Source organism: Burkholderia sp. AU33545 (assembly GCF_020419685.1).
Classification (GTDB): domain Bacteria; phylum Pseudomonadota; class Gammaproteobacteria; order Burkholderiales; family Burkholderiaceae; genus Burkholderia; species Burkholderia diffusa.
This window is the reverse complement of sequence record NZ_JAIZRQ010000006.1, coordinates 469,594-485,020: the sequence shown is the minus strand read 5'-3', so window position 1 is coordinate 485,020 and position 15,427 is coordinate 469,594. Positions and strand designations below refer to the sequence as shown.

11 protein-coding genes are annotated in these 15,427 nt (G+C 68.4%); 6 read left to right on the top strand and 5 right to left on the bottom strand.

Annotated features, from left to right (window positions below):
• The first annotated feature begins 265 nt into the window (after positions 1-265).
• The 3 genes from LGM71_RS22410 to LGM71_RS22400 are packed head-to-tail and all read left to right on the top strand — an operon-like array spanning position 266 to position 3,103.
• Complete coding sequence (locus LGM71_RS22410; protein WP_124903361.1) at positions 266-1,231, top strand: PRC-barrel domain-containing protein; 966 nt, start codon at positions 266-268, stop codon at positions 1,229-1,231.
• A complete protein-coding gene (locus tag LGM71_RS22405; RefSeq protein ID WP_226116439.1) occupies positions 1,228-2,487 on the top strand; it encodes an MFS transporter in 1,260 nt (419 codons plus the stop codon). Before LGM71_RS22410 ends, LGM71_RS22405 begins: the two co-directional genes overlap by 4 nt.
• Positions 2,488-2,518: 31 nt before the next feature.
• Positions 2,519-3,103 carry an FUSC family protein gene (locus LGM71_RS22400; protein ID WP_124903357.1) on the top strand — a complete coding sequence of 195 codons (585 nt, stop codon included), beginning with the start codon at positions 2,519-2,521 and terminating at the stop codon, positions 3,101-3,103.
• Positions 3,104-3,161: 58 nt separating this feature from the next.
• Here LGM71_RS22400 and LGM71_RS22395 read toward each other — a convergent pair whose 3' ends face one another.
• Together LGM71_RS22395 and msbA are read right to left on the bottom strand one after the other, a co-directional pair.
• Positions 3,162-3,554 (bottom strand): RcnB family protein, encoded by a 393-nt coding sequence (locus tag LGM71_RS22395; RefSeq protein ID WP_124626819.1) that lies wholly within the window; start codon positions 3,552-3,554, stop codon positions 3,162-3,164.
• Between the two features lie 88 nt (positions 3,555-3,642).
• Positions 3,643-5,394, bottom strand: a complete 1,752-nt coding sequence (gene msbA / locus LGM71_RS22390; protein ID WP_226116472.1) for a lipid A export permease/ATP-binding protein MsbA — start codon at positions 5,392-5,394, stop codon at positions 3,643-3,645.
• Positions 5,395-5,618: 224 nt separating this feature from the next.
• On the opposite strand from msbA, the gene LGM71_RS22385 reads away from it, so the two are divergent.
• From LGM71_RS22385 to LGM71_RS22375, 3 genes are all read left to right on the top strand, one after another.
• The gene (locus LGM71_RS22385) at positions 5,619-6,371 is read left to right on the top strand and encodes a glycosyltransferase family 2 protein (RefSeq protein WP_059600455.1); all 753 of its coding nucleotides are present in this window, start codon (positions 5,619-5,621) and stop codon (positions 6,369-6,371) included.
• Positions 6,372-6,516: 145 nt separating this feature from the next.
• Complete coding sequence (locus LGM71_RS22380; protein WP_151052298.1) at positions 6,517-7,359, top strand: glycosyltransferase family 2 protein; 843 nt, start codon at positions 6,517-6,519, stop codon at positions 7,357-7,359.
• 134 nt (positions 7,360-7,493) lie between these two features.
• Entirely contained in the window at positions 7,494-8,774 is a 1,281-nt protein-coding gene (locus LGM71_RS22375; RefSeq protein ID WP_059600384.1) for an O-antigen ligase family protein, read from the top strand.
• Between the two features lie 169 nt (positions 8,775-8,943).
• On the opposite strand, the gene LGM71_RS22370 is transcribed toward LGM71_RS22375, so the two are convergent.
• The 3 genes from LGM71_RS22370 to dnaE all read right to left on the bottom strand — a co-directional run bounded on the left by LGM71_RS22370 (position 8,944) and on the right by dnaE (position 15,316).
• Entirely contained in the window at positions 8,944-10,122 is a 1,179-nt protein-coding gene (locus LGM71_RS22370; RefSeq protein ID WP_124626811.1) for a glycosyltransferase family 9 protein, read from the bottom strand.
• Between the two features lie 247 nt (positions 10,123-10,369).
• The gene (locus tag LGM71_RS22365) at positions 10,370-11,458 is read right to left on the bottom strand and encodes a glycosyltransferase family 9 protein (protein ID WP_226116437.1); all 1,089 of its coding nucleotides are present in this window, start codon (positions 11,456-11,458) and stop codon (positions 10,370-10,372) included.
• A gap of 324 nt (positions 11,459-11,782) precedes the next feature.
• A complete protein-coding gene (gene dnaE / locus LGM71_RS22360; RefSeq protein WP_174906350.1) occupies positions 11,783-15,316 on the bottom strand; it encodes a DNA polymerase III subunit alpha in 3,534 nt (1,177 codons plus the stop codon).
• Positions 15,317-15,427 lie beyond the last annotated feature (111 nt).

Sequence of the window (15,427 nt, the reverse complement as noted above, 5' to 3'; positions counted from 1 at the left end):
CAACGGCTCGCACGATTCACGCCGTGTCGACCGTGACTACCCCTGATCAGGCGCCGCGGCTGCATCCTCGACCATCATTCGGCATCCCTCGGCCCGCCACCGATCCCTTCCTTTTCCCGACGGTCCGCCTCCAATCGGCCATCGAAATCGGTCCTGAAAGCAAGACACGTTAAACTCTCACCTCGCGTGGTGCGCCGCCCGCACCCGCCATCCATCGCCAGCCGCGAGCCTCCGGGCCCGCCCCCGACCCATGGAGTGAGTGTCAATGAGCGGCGGACTCCCGTTTCCCGCATCCCGCATGTCGTTACCGTCCTCGACGGTCTTCCTCGTTCTCGCGGCCGCCGCGCTGCTGTCCGGCTGCGGGCTGCTGCCGACCCAGAATCCGCCCGCGCCGATCAGCGAGGCGCTCGTCGAGCCCGTCGGGGAAACCGCCGGCGAACCGCTGACGATGCCGCCCGTGCCGCCGCTCGTCCAGCCGGAGGAACCGGAAGCGCCGAAGAAGCCGCACCGTGAAGTGACGAAGCCGAAGCCGGTGCAGCGCCCCGAATCGCCGACGCCGCCCCCGCCGCCCCCGCCGCCGCTCGTCGCGACACGCCCGCTCGACCGCACCCAGATCCATGCGCTGCTCGACAGCGAGGTCGCACGCCGCAACGGCAAGGTGATCGGCCGCGCGGTCGACATGGTGACCGACGCAAGCGGCAAACCGCGCGAGATGATCGTCAACCTGCAGGGGTTCATGGGTGTCGGCGACCGCAAGGTCGTCTTCCCGTGGAACGTGTTCCGCTTCACGCCGGGCGGCAAACAGGAACCGATCGTGCTCGACGTGCCATCGGGCGACCTGCCGCCGGCCGCCCGACCCAAGGCCGTGCCACTGTCGGGCTCGGCCGCGGCGTCGCCCGCGACGCGTCTGCCGCTGCTCGACAGCGACGTCGAACGCCCGAACGGCACGAAGATCGGCCGGGTCGTCGACGTGCTGATCGACCGCGGCGCGCAACCGCAGGCCGTCGTGCTCGACCTCGGCGGGCTCGTCAATACCGACCGCCGCTCGATCGCCGCGAGCTGGGGCGCGTTGCGCTTCGTCATGCGCGACAAGGCGCTGCGTCCGCAACTCGACCTGAACGACGCGCAGATCAAGGCGTCGCCGCCCTACGCGGCCGACAAGCCGATCGTCGTGGTCTCGCCGCCGGTTACCGCCGCCGCGCCGGCTTCGCCTGCGAGTGCCGCCCGATGACGATCAAGCATTCCGTCAGCGTTCGCAGTCTCCGGGCCCTCGACTGGCTCAACTTTTTCGTTGCAAACGTTCAAACCGGGTTCGGTCCGTTCATCGCGTCCTACCTCGCGTCGCACAAGTGGACGCAGGGCGAGATCGGCATGGTGCTGTCGATCGGCACGATCAGCGCGATGGTCAGCCAGGTGCCGGGCGGCGCCGCCGTCGACGCGCTGAAGAACAAGAAAGGCGCGGCCGCATGGGCGATCGCGGCCATCATCCTGTCCGCGGTGCTGCTCGCGTCGAGCCCGACGATCGTGCCGGTGATCGCGGCCGAAGTGTTCCACGGCTTCGCGAGCTGCATGCTCGTGCCCGCGATGGCCGCGATCTCGTTCTCGTTGGTCGGCCGCGCCGACCTCGGCGACCGGCTCGGCCGCAACGCGCGCTGGGCATCGATCGGCAGCGCGGTCGCCGCGGGCCTGATGGGGCTCACCGGCGAGTATTTCTCCGCGCGCGCGGTGTTCTGGCTGACCGCCGTGCTGGCACTGCCCGCGCTGTTCGCGCTCGCGATGATCCAGCCGACACACGAAGTGATTCCGCATGCGCCGAAACCCGACGACCACGACGAAGGCGAGGCACGCGAGACGCTTTCCGAGCTGCTGCGCGATCGCCGGATGCTGACCTTCGCGGCATGCGTCGTGCTGTTCCACCTGTCGAACGCGGCGATGCTCAACCTCGCGGCCGGCGAAGTGACGGCCGGCATGGGCGAGAACGTGCAGCTCGTGATCGCCGCGTGCATCATCGTGCCGCAGGCGATCGTCGCGATGCTGTCTCCGTGGGTCGGTCGCTCCGCGCAACGCTGGGGACGCCGGCCGATCCTGCTGCTCGGCTTCTCGGCGCTGCCGGTGCGCGCGCTGCTGTTCGCCGGCGTGAGCAGCCCCTACCTGCTGGTGCCGGTGCAGATGCTCGATGGCATCAGCGCGGCCGTGTTCGGTGTGATGCTGCCGCTGATCGCGGCCGATGTCGCAGGCGGCAAGGGCCGCTACAACCTGTGCATCGGGCTGTTCGGGCTTGCGGCCGGAATCGGCGCGACGCTCAGCACGGCCGTGGCCGGCTTTGTCGCCGATCACTTCGGCAATGCGGTCAGCTTCTTCGGGCTCGCCGCCGCCGGCGCGCTCGCCGTGCTGCTGGTCTGGCTCGCGATGCCGGAAACGCGCGTCGACAACGGCGATGCGGCCGCCGGAGAGCCGGCCGCCGCGCCGTCGGAACAGGCGCACTGACGCGCCCGCACCCGCTTCCCGGCCCGACACGATGGATACGATCAGGACACTCAACGAAGCCCGCCAACAGATCCAGCAGTCGATCTTCGATCTGTTCAAGGGGCTGACTTTCGGCGAGCGGCTCACGCAAGGCGCGCTGATGGCGTTGCAAGCGGTCTGCGGCGCGTGCCTCGCGTACACGATCGGTCGCGCGCTGCACACCGAGCAGGCCGTGTGGGCGGCGGTCACCGCGATCGCCGTCACGCAGCACAACTATTCGGACACGATGTCGCTGTCGCGCGACCAGTTCATCGGCGCGATGATCGGTGGCCTGGTCGGCTTCGCGGGTGCCGCGCTCGGTGGCGACCGCCTCGTCGCCTATGCGATCGCGGTCGCGGTCACGATCATCAGCTGCTGGTGCCTGAATGTCGGCAGCGCGGCTCGGCTCGGCGGCGTGACCACGACGATCGTGCTGCTGTTTCCGGGCAACGGCCCGCTATGGGACATTCCGCTGATGCGGCTCGGGGAAGTGGCGCTCGGCACCGTCTGCGCGCTGGCCATGTGCTGGGCGATGTCGCACATCGAGCGGCGCGGGTTCCGCCGGGCGGCGGACAAGGATAAGGATAAGGACAAGTGACGCGGCTGCCGGAGCGCACGCTCCGGCAGCCTGATGAATCGATGATCGACGACAGGTGTTACGGACCGACCCGCAGCACGATGCCCGAGCCGATCTGCACGAGCAGGTAGTCGCCGCCGACGCCCACCCAGTGATAGCCGCGCGGCGGCGGGCTCAGGCGGTAGCCGCGCCAGTCGTCGACCACGTACTGGCGATCGCGGAATTCGTCCGGGAGACGATCGCCCCTGTGCCACTCACGGCGCGGCTGGTCGGCCCAGCGCGGCGGCACGTCGTCTTCGCGATGCATCGCCTGCCCCGGCGGCATGTGCCTCGGGCCGTGGCCGTGCCGCATACCCGGGCCGCCGTGGTCTCCGCGGTTGTCGTAGTTGCCGTGATCCTGCGCCATCGCGACCGGCGCTGCGAAACCCGCCGCGACCAGTGCGGCCAGCATCATCCCGTGCGTCTTCTTCATCGCCCTTCCCTCCGTGTTGTCACGTCGAACCGGAAACAACGAAACCAGACCTGCCGGATCAAGACTAGCACACGGGTGCGATCCGACGTCACGCCGCCTGCTGCTGGTACTGGATCCGGTGAAGGTGCGCGTACAGCCCGCCATGGCGCAGCAGCTCGTCGTGGCTGCCCGTTTCGACGATCTTGCCGGCTTCGAGCACGAGGATCCGGTCCGCACGCTCGATCGTGGACAGCCGGTGCGCGATCACGAGCGTCGTGCGCCCTTCCATCAGCCGCTCGAGCGCGGCCTGCACGTGGCGCTCGGATTCCGAATCGAGCGCCGAGGTCGCCTCGTCGAGGATCAGGATCGGCGCGTCCTTGTAGATCGCGCGCGCGATCGCGAGCCGCTGCCGTTGGCCGCCCGACAGACGCATCCCGTTACCGCCGACCAGCGTGTCGAGCCCGTCCGGCATCGCGGCGACCGCGTCGGCGAGGTTCGCGGCCTCGAGCGCCGCCTGCACGCGTGCGCGGTCGGGCGTCTGCCCGTACGCGACGTTCGCGGCGATCGTATCGTTGAACAGCACGACGTCCTGGCTGACCATCGCCATCTGGCTGCGCAGCGCGTGGATGTCGTAGTCGGCCACCGGTACGCCGTCAACCAGGATCGCGCCGCCCGTCGGATCGAAGAAGCGAGGCAACAGGTTGACGAGGGTCGTCTTGCCGCTGCCCGACGGCCCCGCGAGCGCGATCATCTCGCCCGGCGCGACCTTGAACGAAATGCGGTCGAGCGTCGGCCGCTCGGAGGCGCCGTAGTCGAACGACACGTCGCGGAATTCGATCTCGCCACGAGCGTTCGGCAGCGCACGGTCGCCGCCCTGCGGCTCGGCCGGCTCGTCGATCAGCCCGAAGATCAGCTCGGCGGCCGTCATCCCGCGCTGCAGCGGCTGGTTGACGTCGATCAGGTGCTTGAGCGGCGAAATCACCAGCAGCATCGACGTGACGAACGCGACGAAGCCGCCGACCGTCGTCTGGTCGTTGGTCGACTGCACGACCGCGATCGTGATCACGACCGCGAGCGCGATCGACGCGAGGAACTGCGTCAGCGGCTGCGCGAGCCCGCCCGAGATCGTCATGCGCATCGCGTAGCCGCGCAGGCGCTTGCTCATCGTCGTGAAGCGATCCATCTCGTACGCTTCGCCGTTGTGCACCTTCACGACCTTGTAGCCGCCGACCGTCTCCTCGACGATGTAGGACAGCTCGTTGGTCAGCGTCTGGTGCTCGCGGTTCAGGCGGCGCAGGCGACGGTTGATCTTGCTGACGAGCCAGCCGATGCCCGGCAGGATCACCGCGACGATCAGCGTGAGCCGCCAGTTCAGGTAGAACAGGTAGCCGAGCAGGAACACCACGGTCAGCGAGTCGCGCACGAGCGTGACCATCACGCCAGTCAGCACCGACAGGATTTGGTTGACCTCGAACACGATCGCGTTGATCACGGTGCTCGCGGTCTCGCGCTGGAAGAACGATGCGCCCGTGTGGATCATCCGCTGGAACATCTCGAGCCGCAGTTGCAGCAGGATGCGGTTCGACACGTAGTTGAGCAGGTAGTTGGACGCATACTGCGACACGCCGCGCACGAGCGCGAGGCCGATCACCGCGATCGGCACGTACCATTTCGCGCGGTCGCTGCCGTGCGAGCCGAAGCCGTGATCGAGCAGCGGCTTGAGCAGTGCCGGGATCCCGGCTTCCGTGGCCGCGACGACACCCATCGTCATCACGGCGAGCACCACGATGCCGATGAGCGGCCGGATGTACGGCCACAGGCGCTTGAGGACCGTGACCGGCGACGTACCGGTGCCGTCCATCGGTTTGCGAAGAGTGTTCTGGGTTTCCAAGGCAATCCTTCTTGAGCCGCGACGCGGCGCCCGGGGCGTGACTGCCCGGAATTCACCCCGTCCGGCGGGTGCCGAAAAAGGCCCAACATTATAGCTGCACCGCCCTCGCCGGCATGGCCGCCGCCGAAGCGGCCGCCGGCCGGCGCGCGGGTATACTGCCGCTCACCGTTTTTCTCCGCCTTTTCGACGATTTCATGGCAGAACCCACCCTCGGCGTCGCCCTCATCGCCCTCAACGCGGCCGCGCGGCTCGCGCAGTGCCTCGACGCGCTGACCTTCGCCGACGACGTCGTCGTGATCGACGGCGGCAGCACCGACGATACCGTGTCGATCGCCCGCGCGCACGGCGCCCGCGTGATCGTCGAGCGCGACTGGCCGGGTTTCGGCCCGCAGAAGAACCGCGCGCTCGACGCCCTCGAGACCGACTGGATCCTGTCGCTCGACACCGACGAGGTGGTCAGCCCGGAACTCGCGCAGTCGATCCGCGCGGCCATTCGCGCACCGGCCGCGCAGGTCTATGCGCTCGACCGGCTGTCGAGCTTCTGCGGCCAATGGATCCGCCACAGCGGCTGGTATCCGGACTGGGTGCCGCGCCTGTTCCGGCGCGGCACCGCCCGCTTCTCCGACGACCTGGTGCACGAACGGCTCGTGTTCGACACGCCCGCGCAGCGGCTGCCGGGCAAGCTGATGCACTATTCGTACGAGGATTTCGAAACCGTCGTGCGCAAGCTCGATGCGTATTCGACGGCCGGCGCGCGCCAGCGCCGCGCGGCCGGCCAGCGCGGCGGCTTCGGCAAGGCGCTTGCGCGCGGCGCATGGGCGTTCGTGCGGACCTACGTACTGCGGCGCGGGTTTCTCGACGGCCGGGCGGGCTTCATGATCGCCGTGTTCAACGCGGAAACGGTGTACTACCGGTTCCTGAAGCTCGGCCACGAGCCGACCCGCTGAGCGCGCGCCGCCCTGCCCCGATCCTGACGGCGCCGGCATGCGGTCGGCCCGGCGTTACAATGCCGGGCTGCCCGCGCGCCAAGCGCGCCCGAGTGCGGCGCCGCGCCACGCGCCGCCGACACGACGACCACCGAATCCGACCGCCATGTTCTCCATCATCATCCCGACCTGGAACAACCTGCCGTACCTCAAGCTCGTCGTCGACAGCCTGCGCCGCCATTCGGCGCATGACCACCAGATCATCGTGCACGTGAACGACGGCTCGGACGGCACGCTCGACTGGGTGCGCGGCGAAGGCATCGAGCACACCGCGTCGCCGGCCAACATCGGCATCTGCCACGCGGTGAACCTGGCCGCCGCGCGCGCGACGCGCGACTACGTCGTCTACATGAACGACGACATGTACTGCTGCCCCGGCTGGGACGCGGCGCTCGTGCGGCGCATCGAGCAGATGCCGACCGACCTGTTCATGCTGTCCGGCACGATGGTCGAGCCGGTCGACACGCGCAACCCGTGTGTTGTCGTCAGCAATTTCGGCCGCGACGCCGAACAATTCGACGCGGCCGGCCTCGTCGCGGCCACGCCGCGGCTCGCGCGCGCGGACTGGCTCGGCTCGACCTGGCCGCCGACGCTCGTGCACCGCGACTGGTGGAACCGCATCGGCGGCTACAGCAGCGAGCTGTCGCCGGGGATGAGCAGCGACAACGACTTCTCGATGAAATTCTGGGACGCCGGCTGCCGGATCTTCCTCGGCGTCGGCGACAGCCTCGTCTATCACTTCCAGCAGAAGAGCACGGGCAAGATCGTCAAGAACGATGGCCGCCGCCAGTTCCTCAACAAATGGGGCATGACCCAGGCCACGTTCGACCGCTACTACCTGCATCGCGGCGAGCCGGCCGGCTCGCGACTCGCGCTCGATACGCCGGCCGTCGAGGGACGCCTGAAGCGCGCACTGCTGCGCTCGCGGATCAAGCGCGCATTCAGCTGATCGGACCCCGGAAACGGTAAAGAAACGCCCGCCGCTTCGCGTATACTGCGCGCTTCGTCCCGCGCGGTGCCGCCGGGACGCGCGGCGCGCAGCACGGTGCCCGCATGCCGCATTCGCCCATTCGACAGGTTCCGATGCTTTCGTTTTCCGCTCCCGCCACGCGGCGCCTGACCGCCGCCCGCGCCTTCGCCGTCATCGCGCTGTGCATGGTGCCCGTCTCGACCGCGCTGACCAACGTGTTCTGCGGGCTGTTCGCGGCCGCGCTCGTCATCTCCCCCGAATTCTGGCGCGACCTGCGCACGTTCATCACCGAACCGGCGTCGCTCGCGGCGCTCCTGATCCTCGCGGCGCTGACCGCGAGCGTCACCTATACGGTCGCGCCGCACCCGAAGGCGTGGAACTGGGTCGCCAAGTACGACAAGCTGCTGCTGCTGCCGTTTGCCGTGCTCGCCTTCCGCCACTCGAACTGGGCGCCGATCGTGCGGCGAGCATGGTTCGGGACGCTGTGCGTGATCCTGCTGCTGTCGACCACCAACTATCTCGGGCTGACCGCGATCGGGCCCGCGCATGCGACCGAACTGCCGCTCTCGCGTGCCTGGGTGTTCAAGAACCACATTGCGGCCGGCATGTTCGGCGCGCTGCTGTTCTACCAGGCGGCCGACCTCGCGCTTTCGGCCCGCACCGCGCTGTCGCGAGCCGCGTATGCCGCCGTCGCCGCATGGTCGCTGATCAACGTGTTCGTGATGCTGCAGGGGCGCACCGGGCAGGTCATCGCGCTGCTGCTGATCCTCGTCGTCGCGGTGCGTTTCGTGCTGTTGATGCGCCGCCAGTCGGCGCTGCGCGCGGGCCTCGCCGCCGGTGCACTGGTCCTGGCGGGCGTCGCACTCGTCGTCGCTGCATGCACGGTGCACAACGGCCGGCTTGTGAAGGTGGTGTCGGAAGTGCAGCAGTATCGGCAGACCGATGCGGTCACATCGACCGGGCTGCGTCTCGAGTGGTACAAGAAGGGGCTCGAGCTGTATCGCATGCGTCCCGTGATCGGCTACGGTGCGGGTGGCCTCGAGTTCGAGTTCGAGAAGCTCACGGCCGGCAAGACGGCCGCCGAAGGGCAGCTCACGTCGAATCCGCATAACGAATACCTGCTGATGGCCGTGCAGCTCGGCGCGCTCGGCGTATTGCTGTTCGTGAACCTGATCGTGCAGATCGCGCGCGGCAGCCGCGCGCTCGATCCGGGTTCGCGGCAGCTGCTGCTCGCGTGGCTCGCGATCTTCGCGATCGGCAGCCTCGCGAATTCGCTGCTGCTCGATTTCGCCGAAGGCCACCTGTTGGTGCTGCTCGCCGGGATCCTGCTCGGCTGCGGCGCGCGCACCGAAGCACTGCCCCGCGAGACGTCGGCGATCCGGCGCAGCGCGTAACGCATCATGCGGCGGGCGGCGCGCGATCCGCGTTGCCACCTGCCACGGGTTCGGCCTCTCGGGCTTCAATGGCGGCGCACGCGCGCCGCTGCCTGAAGCACGGCCGCGCGCCGTCGACGCGTCGCCACTCCCCCGCTTTTCAAATCAGGAAACGCAAGGCCTTCACGCGTCAGTCGGAACGCGCGCGATGCAATCGCGACGTGTCGATGACCGCGTCCGCGGCGCCCGGCGGATTCAGCCCGAGCATCTCGGCTGCCGCCGCCTTCACGCGCTGCGTGCCTAGATTGACGAGGCAGTCGCTACGGCTGTCGACATGGCGCTCGCAGCCTTCGTGCCGGCACGGCACGCAATCGCCCTCGCCCTGCAACAGCCAAACGTTGCCGTGCCGTGCGGAACCGCGCAGCGCCCACGGGTTCTCGGTCGCGGGCCAGTATTGCGGCCACGGCCCCCAGCGCACCGGATCGGACGGACCGAACAGCGCGATCGTGTCGGTGCCCGTCGCGGCCGCAACGTGCGTCGCGCCCGTATCGGGCCCGATGAAGAGCCGCGCACGCCGCACCAGTTCCGCGCTTTCGCCGAACGTCAGGCGACCGACCAGATTCAGCACGTCACCGCCCGCCTCGGCCGCGACCTGCTCCGCGTACTCGCGCTCGCGATCGGCCGGACCGCCCGACAGCGCGATCGCGAATCCCTGCGCGCGCAGCCAGTCGATCATCTCGACCCAGCCTTCGAGCCGCCATTGCTTGTAGCGGAACATCGGATACGGATGCAGCACCACGAGCGGCTTGCCCTCGCGGATCGCCGGCGATTCCGCGAGCCACGCGTCGAATCGCGCGCGCCGCTCGGGATCGTCGCCGATGCCCGGCGCGACGACTTCGGATACCGGCTCGATGCCGATCACCGGTGCGAGCGCGAGTGTGCTGACGACCGTATGCGCGGATTCGTGATGATTGATCGCGATACCGTTCAGCATCATTCGAGTCAGCCAGGTGACGCGGTTCGGATCGACGAGGCCGACGCGCTTGCGTCCGGCGAACCAGCTGTAGAAACGCGGCCGGTCGGAGCTCAGCGCCGCGCACGCGAGATCGTAGCGGCGCCACATCGACAGCGCGTCGCGCAGACGCTCCCGGAACCCCGCACGCTGCGCGACGACGATCACGCGCCGCACGTCGGGGTTGTGCTCCAGCACACCCTCGGTGCCACGAAACACCAGCATGTCGATCTGCGCGTCGGGCCAGCGCGCCTTCAGTGAACGCACGAGCGGCGTCGTCAGCAGCACGTCGCCGATGCGGCGTGGGGCTGCGACGAGGATGGTTCTGGGCGGGCGGGCGGAAGAAAACAGGGCCACGGCGATCGTTCCGTCTAGCTGGCTGGACAAGGCTCGCAATGTACAGGATTTTGCCGCCGGTGGCGTGGCGGCGGGCGCAGGCGCCGATAACGCGCCGCGGTCGGTAGCTGCTGGGGCACCCGCCCCGCATCGCGGCGGGCAACGACGCGTCGTGCACGGCGGGGCCTGCGGCCATCGCAACGCCTGGTGCCCATTTGCCCGTTCGACGGCATTGCCGGCAATGCGGTCGCCGCCTGGCTTCCCGGGGCTACGAAACGAATGCGTCGACCCCGGGTGCCGCGAACGTGGCGGCCGGGAGCGGCACCGCTGCCTCCATCGCGTCGTCGGGCTGTCCGGCCGGCATCAACAGATGAAGCACCGCGCGCTCGAGCGCGTCGACGCCGATCGCGTCGACCGTCGCGCCGGCCCGCAGGATCACATGCGGCACGCCGAGCGGATGCCAGCGCCGGTATTTCTCGGGACGGTCCTCGAACAGCGCGGCGACCGGCACGCCGAGCGCCGACGCGAGATGAACGGGCGCGCTGTCGGCCGACACGACCGCGTCGAGCAGGCTCGCGGCGGCCACCAGTTCGGCGACCGACGACGGCGCGACATGCCGGGCGCTCACATCCCGCCACCTGTCGTGGTCGGCCGCGGCCGACACGGCGGGATCGCGGAACACGATCACGTCGGCGAGCGGTGCGAGCCGCCGGCCGAGGTCGCGCCATCGATCGGCCGGCCAGCGCCGCTCGGCCGCCTTGTTCGACACGAAGAGCCCGACGCGCGGCTTCGTGCGCGGCCCGAGCAGCCGAGACCACGTTTCCTGCAGCGCGCTGTCCGGGTGGACGGACAGCGCGAGACCCTCGAGCTCGGTGCGGCCGAGCTCGGGCACGAGCCGGAATCCCGACAGCGCCTCATGGCACATCGGCCGCGACGCGACGTGTTCGGGCTTGCGATCGTCGAATTCTGAATCGGCATCGTGCCAGCGGCAATCCTTCACGCCGAGCTGCCGCGCGAACTGGATGCTGCTGCGATGCATGCCGCCGTTCGGCACGACCACGAGGTCGAACCGCAAGCGGCGCAGCCTGCGCACGAGCCGCAGCCTGTCGAAGAACGCGCGCATCCGTCCCGGGCGGTCGTTGCGCTCGCACTGACGGCTGTACACGTAGGTATGGACCGTGTGCACGTCCGGATTGCCGGCCAGCGCGGCCGCGTTGTAGCGGTTCGCGACCACGTGCAGTTCCGCATCGGGCCAGCGCTGTTTCAGCGCGCCGAGAAAAGCGGTCGTGCACAGCATGTCGCCCAGAAAATCAATCCGGATCACGAGGATCCGCCCCGTCGGTTTCCCGTTGGCCATTGTTGTGGTCGTGCTGTCGGTTTTTTTATCGTCGCGTACCGACCGGCATCCTGGCGTACTTTCCCGTGCCGGCCTCGTCGCGCGGTCGCTCGCGGCATCGCGCCGCATCGCGTGCTGCGCTGAACCGCCCCCGTCTTCAAGCGCGCGATATCGCCTCCGGCCGACGGACGTGCCGCAGCCGGCGCCGCATCTGCGTCGCGCGCGAGGGATTGTATAGCGTTCGGATGACGGCCCCAAGCACCCGCCGAAATGAAAACGGCCCGCCGCACCGCACGATGGCGATGCGACGGGCCATGCAGGCGACGGCCGTCCGGCGGGGGGCGCTCAGTACGTGATTTCGACGATGCTGCCGTCGAACGTCGCACGCAACTCCGAGAGCAACGTGTCGCTGGGTTTGACGCGCCACGCGTCGCCGAGACGCATTTCACCCTGCGCGCGCGCGTTGCTGTAGTGAATCTGGACCGCGAGCCCGTTCGGCAGCGGCGCCTGCGGGCGACGGCCGCCATCGCGCCCGCCACCGCGCGGCGCGGGCGCCTCGACCGCCTGCGCGGCCGCCGGATCGTCCTTCGACACGTGCGGCTCGAGCACGCGGCGCAGCGCCGCCGCATCCGCATTGCCGTTCATCGTGAGACGCACCGCCTGCGCGTAGCGGCTGCGCGCGCGCTCGAGATCCATCACCGTGTCGGCCGTGAAACGGATGCCGCCGGTGAACGCGTCGTTGCGCGCCTGCCCCTGCACGATCAGCAGTTCGTCCTCCTTGAACAGCGCCTTGTTCGCCTCGAATTGCTCGTTGAAGATCGTGATCTCGCACTGGCCCGAACCGTCGTCGAGCAACGCGATCAGCATCTTGCCGCGCTGGGTCATCTGCGTGCGCAGCGATGCGATGATGCCCGCGACGAGCTTGTCGCGCCCTTCCTTCAGGTCGCCGACCTTCTGCCGCACGAACCGGCGCACTTCGTCGCGATACGCATCGAACAGGTGCCCGGACAGATAGAAGCCGAGCGCGCCCTTTTCTTCCTGCAGGCGGCGCTTGTCGTCCCACGCGGGTTCGTCAACGAGCGCATGCGCGTGCGGCGACTCGGCCCCCATGTCGAACAGGCCGGCCTGCATCGCGTTCGCCGCGGCCTGGTCGGCCGCTTCCATCGCGAGCGGCACCGACGCGAGCATCTGCGCGCGATTGGCGTTCAGCGAATCGAACGCGCCGGCACGGATCAGCGCCTCGACCGTGCGGCGGTTGACGACCCGCCGGTCGATCCGCTCGCAGAAATCGAACAGGTCGGTGAACGGCTTTTCCTCGCGCGCGCGCAGGATCTCCTCGATCGCGTTCTGGCCGCTGCCCTTCACCGCGCCGAGACCGTAGCGGATCGTGCGCGAGCGCTTGCCGTCGGCTTCCGCGACGGGCTCGAACCGGTAATGCGACTGGTTGATGTCCGGCGGCAGCACGGTGAGGTTGTTCACGACGCAGTCGTCGAACAGGATCTTCACCTTGTCGGTGTCGTCCATCGCGAGCGTCATGTTGGCCGCCATGAATTCGGCCGGATGGTGCGCCTTCAGCCACGCGGTGTAATACGCGAGCAGCGCGTAGGCCGCCGCGTGCGACTTGTTGAAGCCGTAGCCCGCGAACTTCTCCATCAGGTCGAAGATCTCGTCGGACTTCTCGCGCGTGAGGCCGTTCTTCGCCGCACCCTCGGCGAAGATCTCGCGGTGCTTGGCCATCTCCTCGGGCTTCTTCTTGCCCATCGCGCGACGCAGCAGGTCGGCGCCACCGAGCGAGTAGCCGCCGATGATCTGCGCCATCTGCATCACCTGCTCCTGATAGACCATGATGCCGTAGGTCTCTTTCAGGACGGGTTCGACGCGCGGATCCGGATAGTCGACCTTCTCGCGGCCGTGCTTCCGTGCGCAGAAGCTCGGGATCAGGTCCATCGGGCCCGGACGGTACAACGACACGAGCGCGATAATGTCCTCGAAACGGTCGGGCTGCGCGTCCTTCAGCATGCCCTGCATCCCGCGGCTTTCCAGCTGGAACACGGCGACCGTGTTGGCCTTCTTCAGGATCTGGAATGATGCCGGATCGTCGAGCGGCACCTGCGCGAGCGACCAGTCGGCCTTCGACGCATCGAGACGGCGGATATAGCGCTCGGCCCAGTCGAGGATCGTCAGCGTCGTGAGGCCCAGAAAGTCGAACTTCACGAGGCCGACGGCTTCGACGTCGTCCTTGTCGTACTGGCTGACGACGCCGCCGTCGTCGCCCTGCGTGTACAGCGGGCAGAAGTCGGTCAGCTTGCCCGGCGCGATGAGCACGCCGCCCGCGTGCATCCCGACGTTACGCGTCAGGCCCTCGACGCGCTGCGCGAGGTCGAGCAGCTGGTGCACTTCGTCCTCGTGGTCGTAGCGCTCCTGCAGTTGCGGCTCTTCCTTCATCGCGTCGGCGATGGTCACGTGCTTGCCGGGCTTGAACGGGATCAGCTTCGCGACGCCGTCGGTGAACATGTAGCCGAGGTCGAGCACGCGGCCGATGTCGCGCACGGCAGCCTTTGCCGCCATCGTGCCGAAAGTGGCGATCTGCGACACGGCGTCCGCGCCGTATTTTTCCTTCACGTACTGGATCACGCGATCGCGGCCGTGCTGGCAGAAGTCGATGTCGAAGTCGGGCATCGACACGCGCTCCGGATTCAGGAATCGCTCGAACAGCAGGTTGTAACGCAGCGGGTCCAGATCGGTGATGCCGAGCGCGTACGCGACCAGCGAACCGGCGCCCGAGCCGCGACCCGGGCCGACCGGCACACCGTTGTTCTTCGCCCAGTTGATGAAGTCCGCAACGATCAGGAAGTAGCCCGGGAAGCCCATCTTCGTGATGGTCCCGCACTCGAACTCGAGCCGCTTGTAGTACGTCTCGCGCTGCGCTTCGCGCTCCGCCGCGTCCGGATACAGCTGTTCGAGGCGCTTCTCGAGCCCTTCCTTCGACAGCTGGACCAGGTAGTCGTCGAGCGACATGCCGTCCGGCGTCGGAAACAGCGGCAGCTTCGGCTTGCCGAGCTCGAGCTTCAGGTTGCAGCGCTTCGCGATCTCGACCGTGTTCGCGACCGCCGACGGCAAGTCAGCGAACAACGCGACCATGTCGTCCTGCGTGCGGAAATACTGATCGGTCGTGAAGCGCTTCTGGCGTCGCGGATTCGCGAGCATGTCGCCTTCCGAGATGCACACGCGCGCTTCGTGCGCGGTGAAGTCGTCATCGGTCATGAACTGCGTCGGATGCGTCGCGACGACCGGCAGCTTCAGCGACGCGGCGAGCGTCGCAGCCTGCTGGATGTACGCCTCGGCGCCCGGCTGACCGTAACGCTGCAGTTCGATGTAGAAGCCGCCCGGGAACACCTTCGCCCAGCGCTCGGCATGCCGGCGCGCGGCTTCCTCGTTACCGGCCGCGAACGCGAGCCCGATATCGCCCTGCTGCGCACCCGACAGCGCGAGCAGCCCGTGCGAGAGCTCGCCGTCGAGCCAGCTCGCATCAAGCTCCGCGCGGCCGCGATACTGGTTCGTGAGCCACGCCTTCGAGAGCAGCTCGCACAGGTTCAGGTAGCCGACCTTGTCCTTCACCAGCAGCAACAGGCGCGACGGTTTGTCGCGATCGTCCGGATTGGTGATCCAGACGTCGCAGCCGGCGATCGGCTTGATGCCCTTGCCGCGGGCTTCCTGGTAGAAACGGACGAGGCCGAATGCGTTGCCGAGATCGGTGAGGGCGAGCGCGCCCTGACCGTCCGCGGCTGCCGCCTTGACGATGTCGTCGAGACGCACGATGCCGTCGGCAATCGAGAATTCGGAGTGAACGCGAAGATGGACGAAGCGGGGATCTGACATGGGCGATATTGTAGCCGCGTCGTCGCGCCGGCTGCCCAAAAAATCCCCACGCCCGGCCGTTCGGCCGATGCGCGCGACGTCGGCCGAATGGTCAGGTGCCGGTGCATGCGC

What these genes read in the sequence shown, in the direction of transcription:
- LGM71_RS22410 (WP_124903361.1), top strand. Translation starts at nt 266, where the DNA reads ATGAGCGGCGGACTCCCGTTTCCCGCATCCCGCATGTCGTTACCGTCC.
- LGM71_RS22405 (WP_226116439.1), top strand. Translation starts at nt 1,228, where the DNA reads ATGACGATCAAGCATTCCGTCAGCGTTCGCAGTCTCCGGGCCCTCGAC.
- LGM71_RS22400 (WP_124903357.1), top strand. Translation starts at nt 2,519, where the DNA reads ATGGATACGATCAGGACACTCAACGAAGCCCGCCAACAGATCCAGCAG.
- LGM71_RS22395 (WP_124626819.1), bottom strand. Translation starts at nt 3,554, where the DNA reads ATGAAGAAGACGCACGGGATGATGCTGGCCGCACTGGTCGCGGCGGGT.
- msbA (WP_226116472.1), bottom strand. Translation starts at nt 5,394, where the DNA reads ATGGACGGCACCGGTACGTCGCCGGTCACGGTCCTCAAGCGCCTGTGG.
- LGM71_RS22385 (WP_059600455.1), top strand. Translation starts at nt 5,619, where the DNA reads ATGGCAGAACCCACCCTCGGCGTCGCCCTCATCGCCCTCAACGCGGCC.
- LGM71_RS22380 (WP_151052298.1), top strand. Translation starts at nt 6,517, where the DNA reads ATGTTCTCCATCATCATCCCGACCTGGAACAACCTGCCGTACCTCAAG.
- LGM71_RS22375 (WP_059600384.1), top strand. Translation starts at nt 7,494, where the DNA reads ATGCTTTCGTTTTCCGCTCCCGCCACGCGGCGCCTGACCGCCGCCCGC.
- LGM71_RS22365 (WP_226116437.1), bottom strand. Translation starts at nt 11,458, where the DNA reads ATGGCCAACGGGAAACCGACGGGGCGGATCCTCGTGATCCGGATTGAT.
- dnaE (WP_174906350.1), bottom strand. Translation starts at nt 15,316, where the DNA reads ATGTCAGATCCCCGCTTCGTCCATCTTCGCGTTCACTCCGAATTCTCG.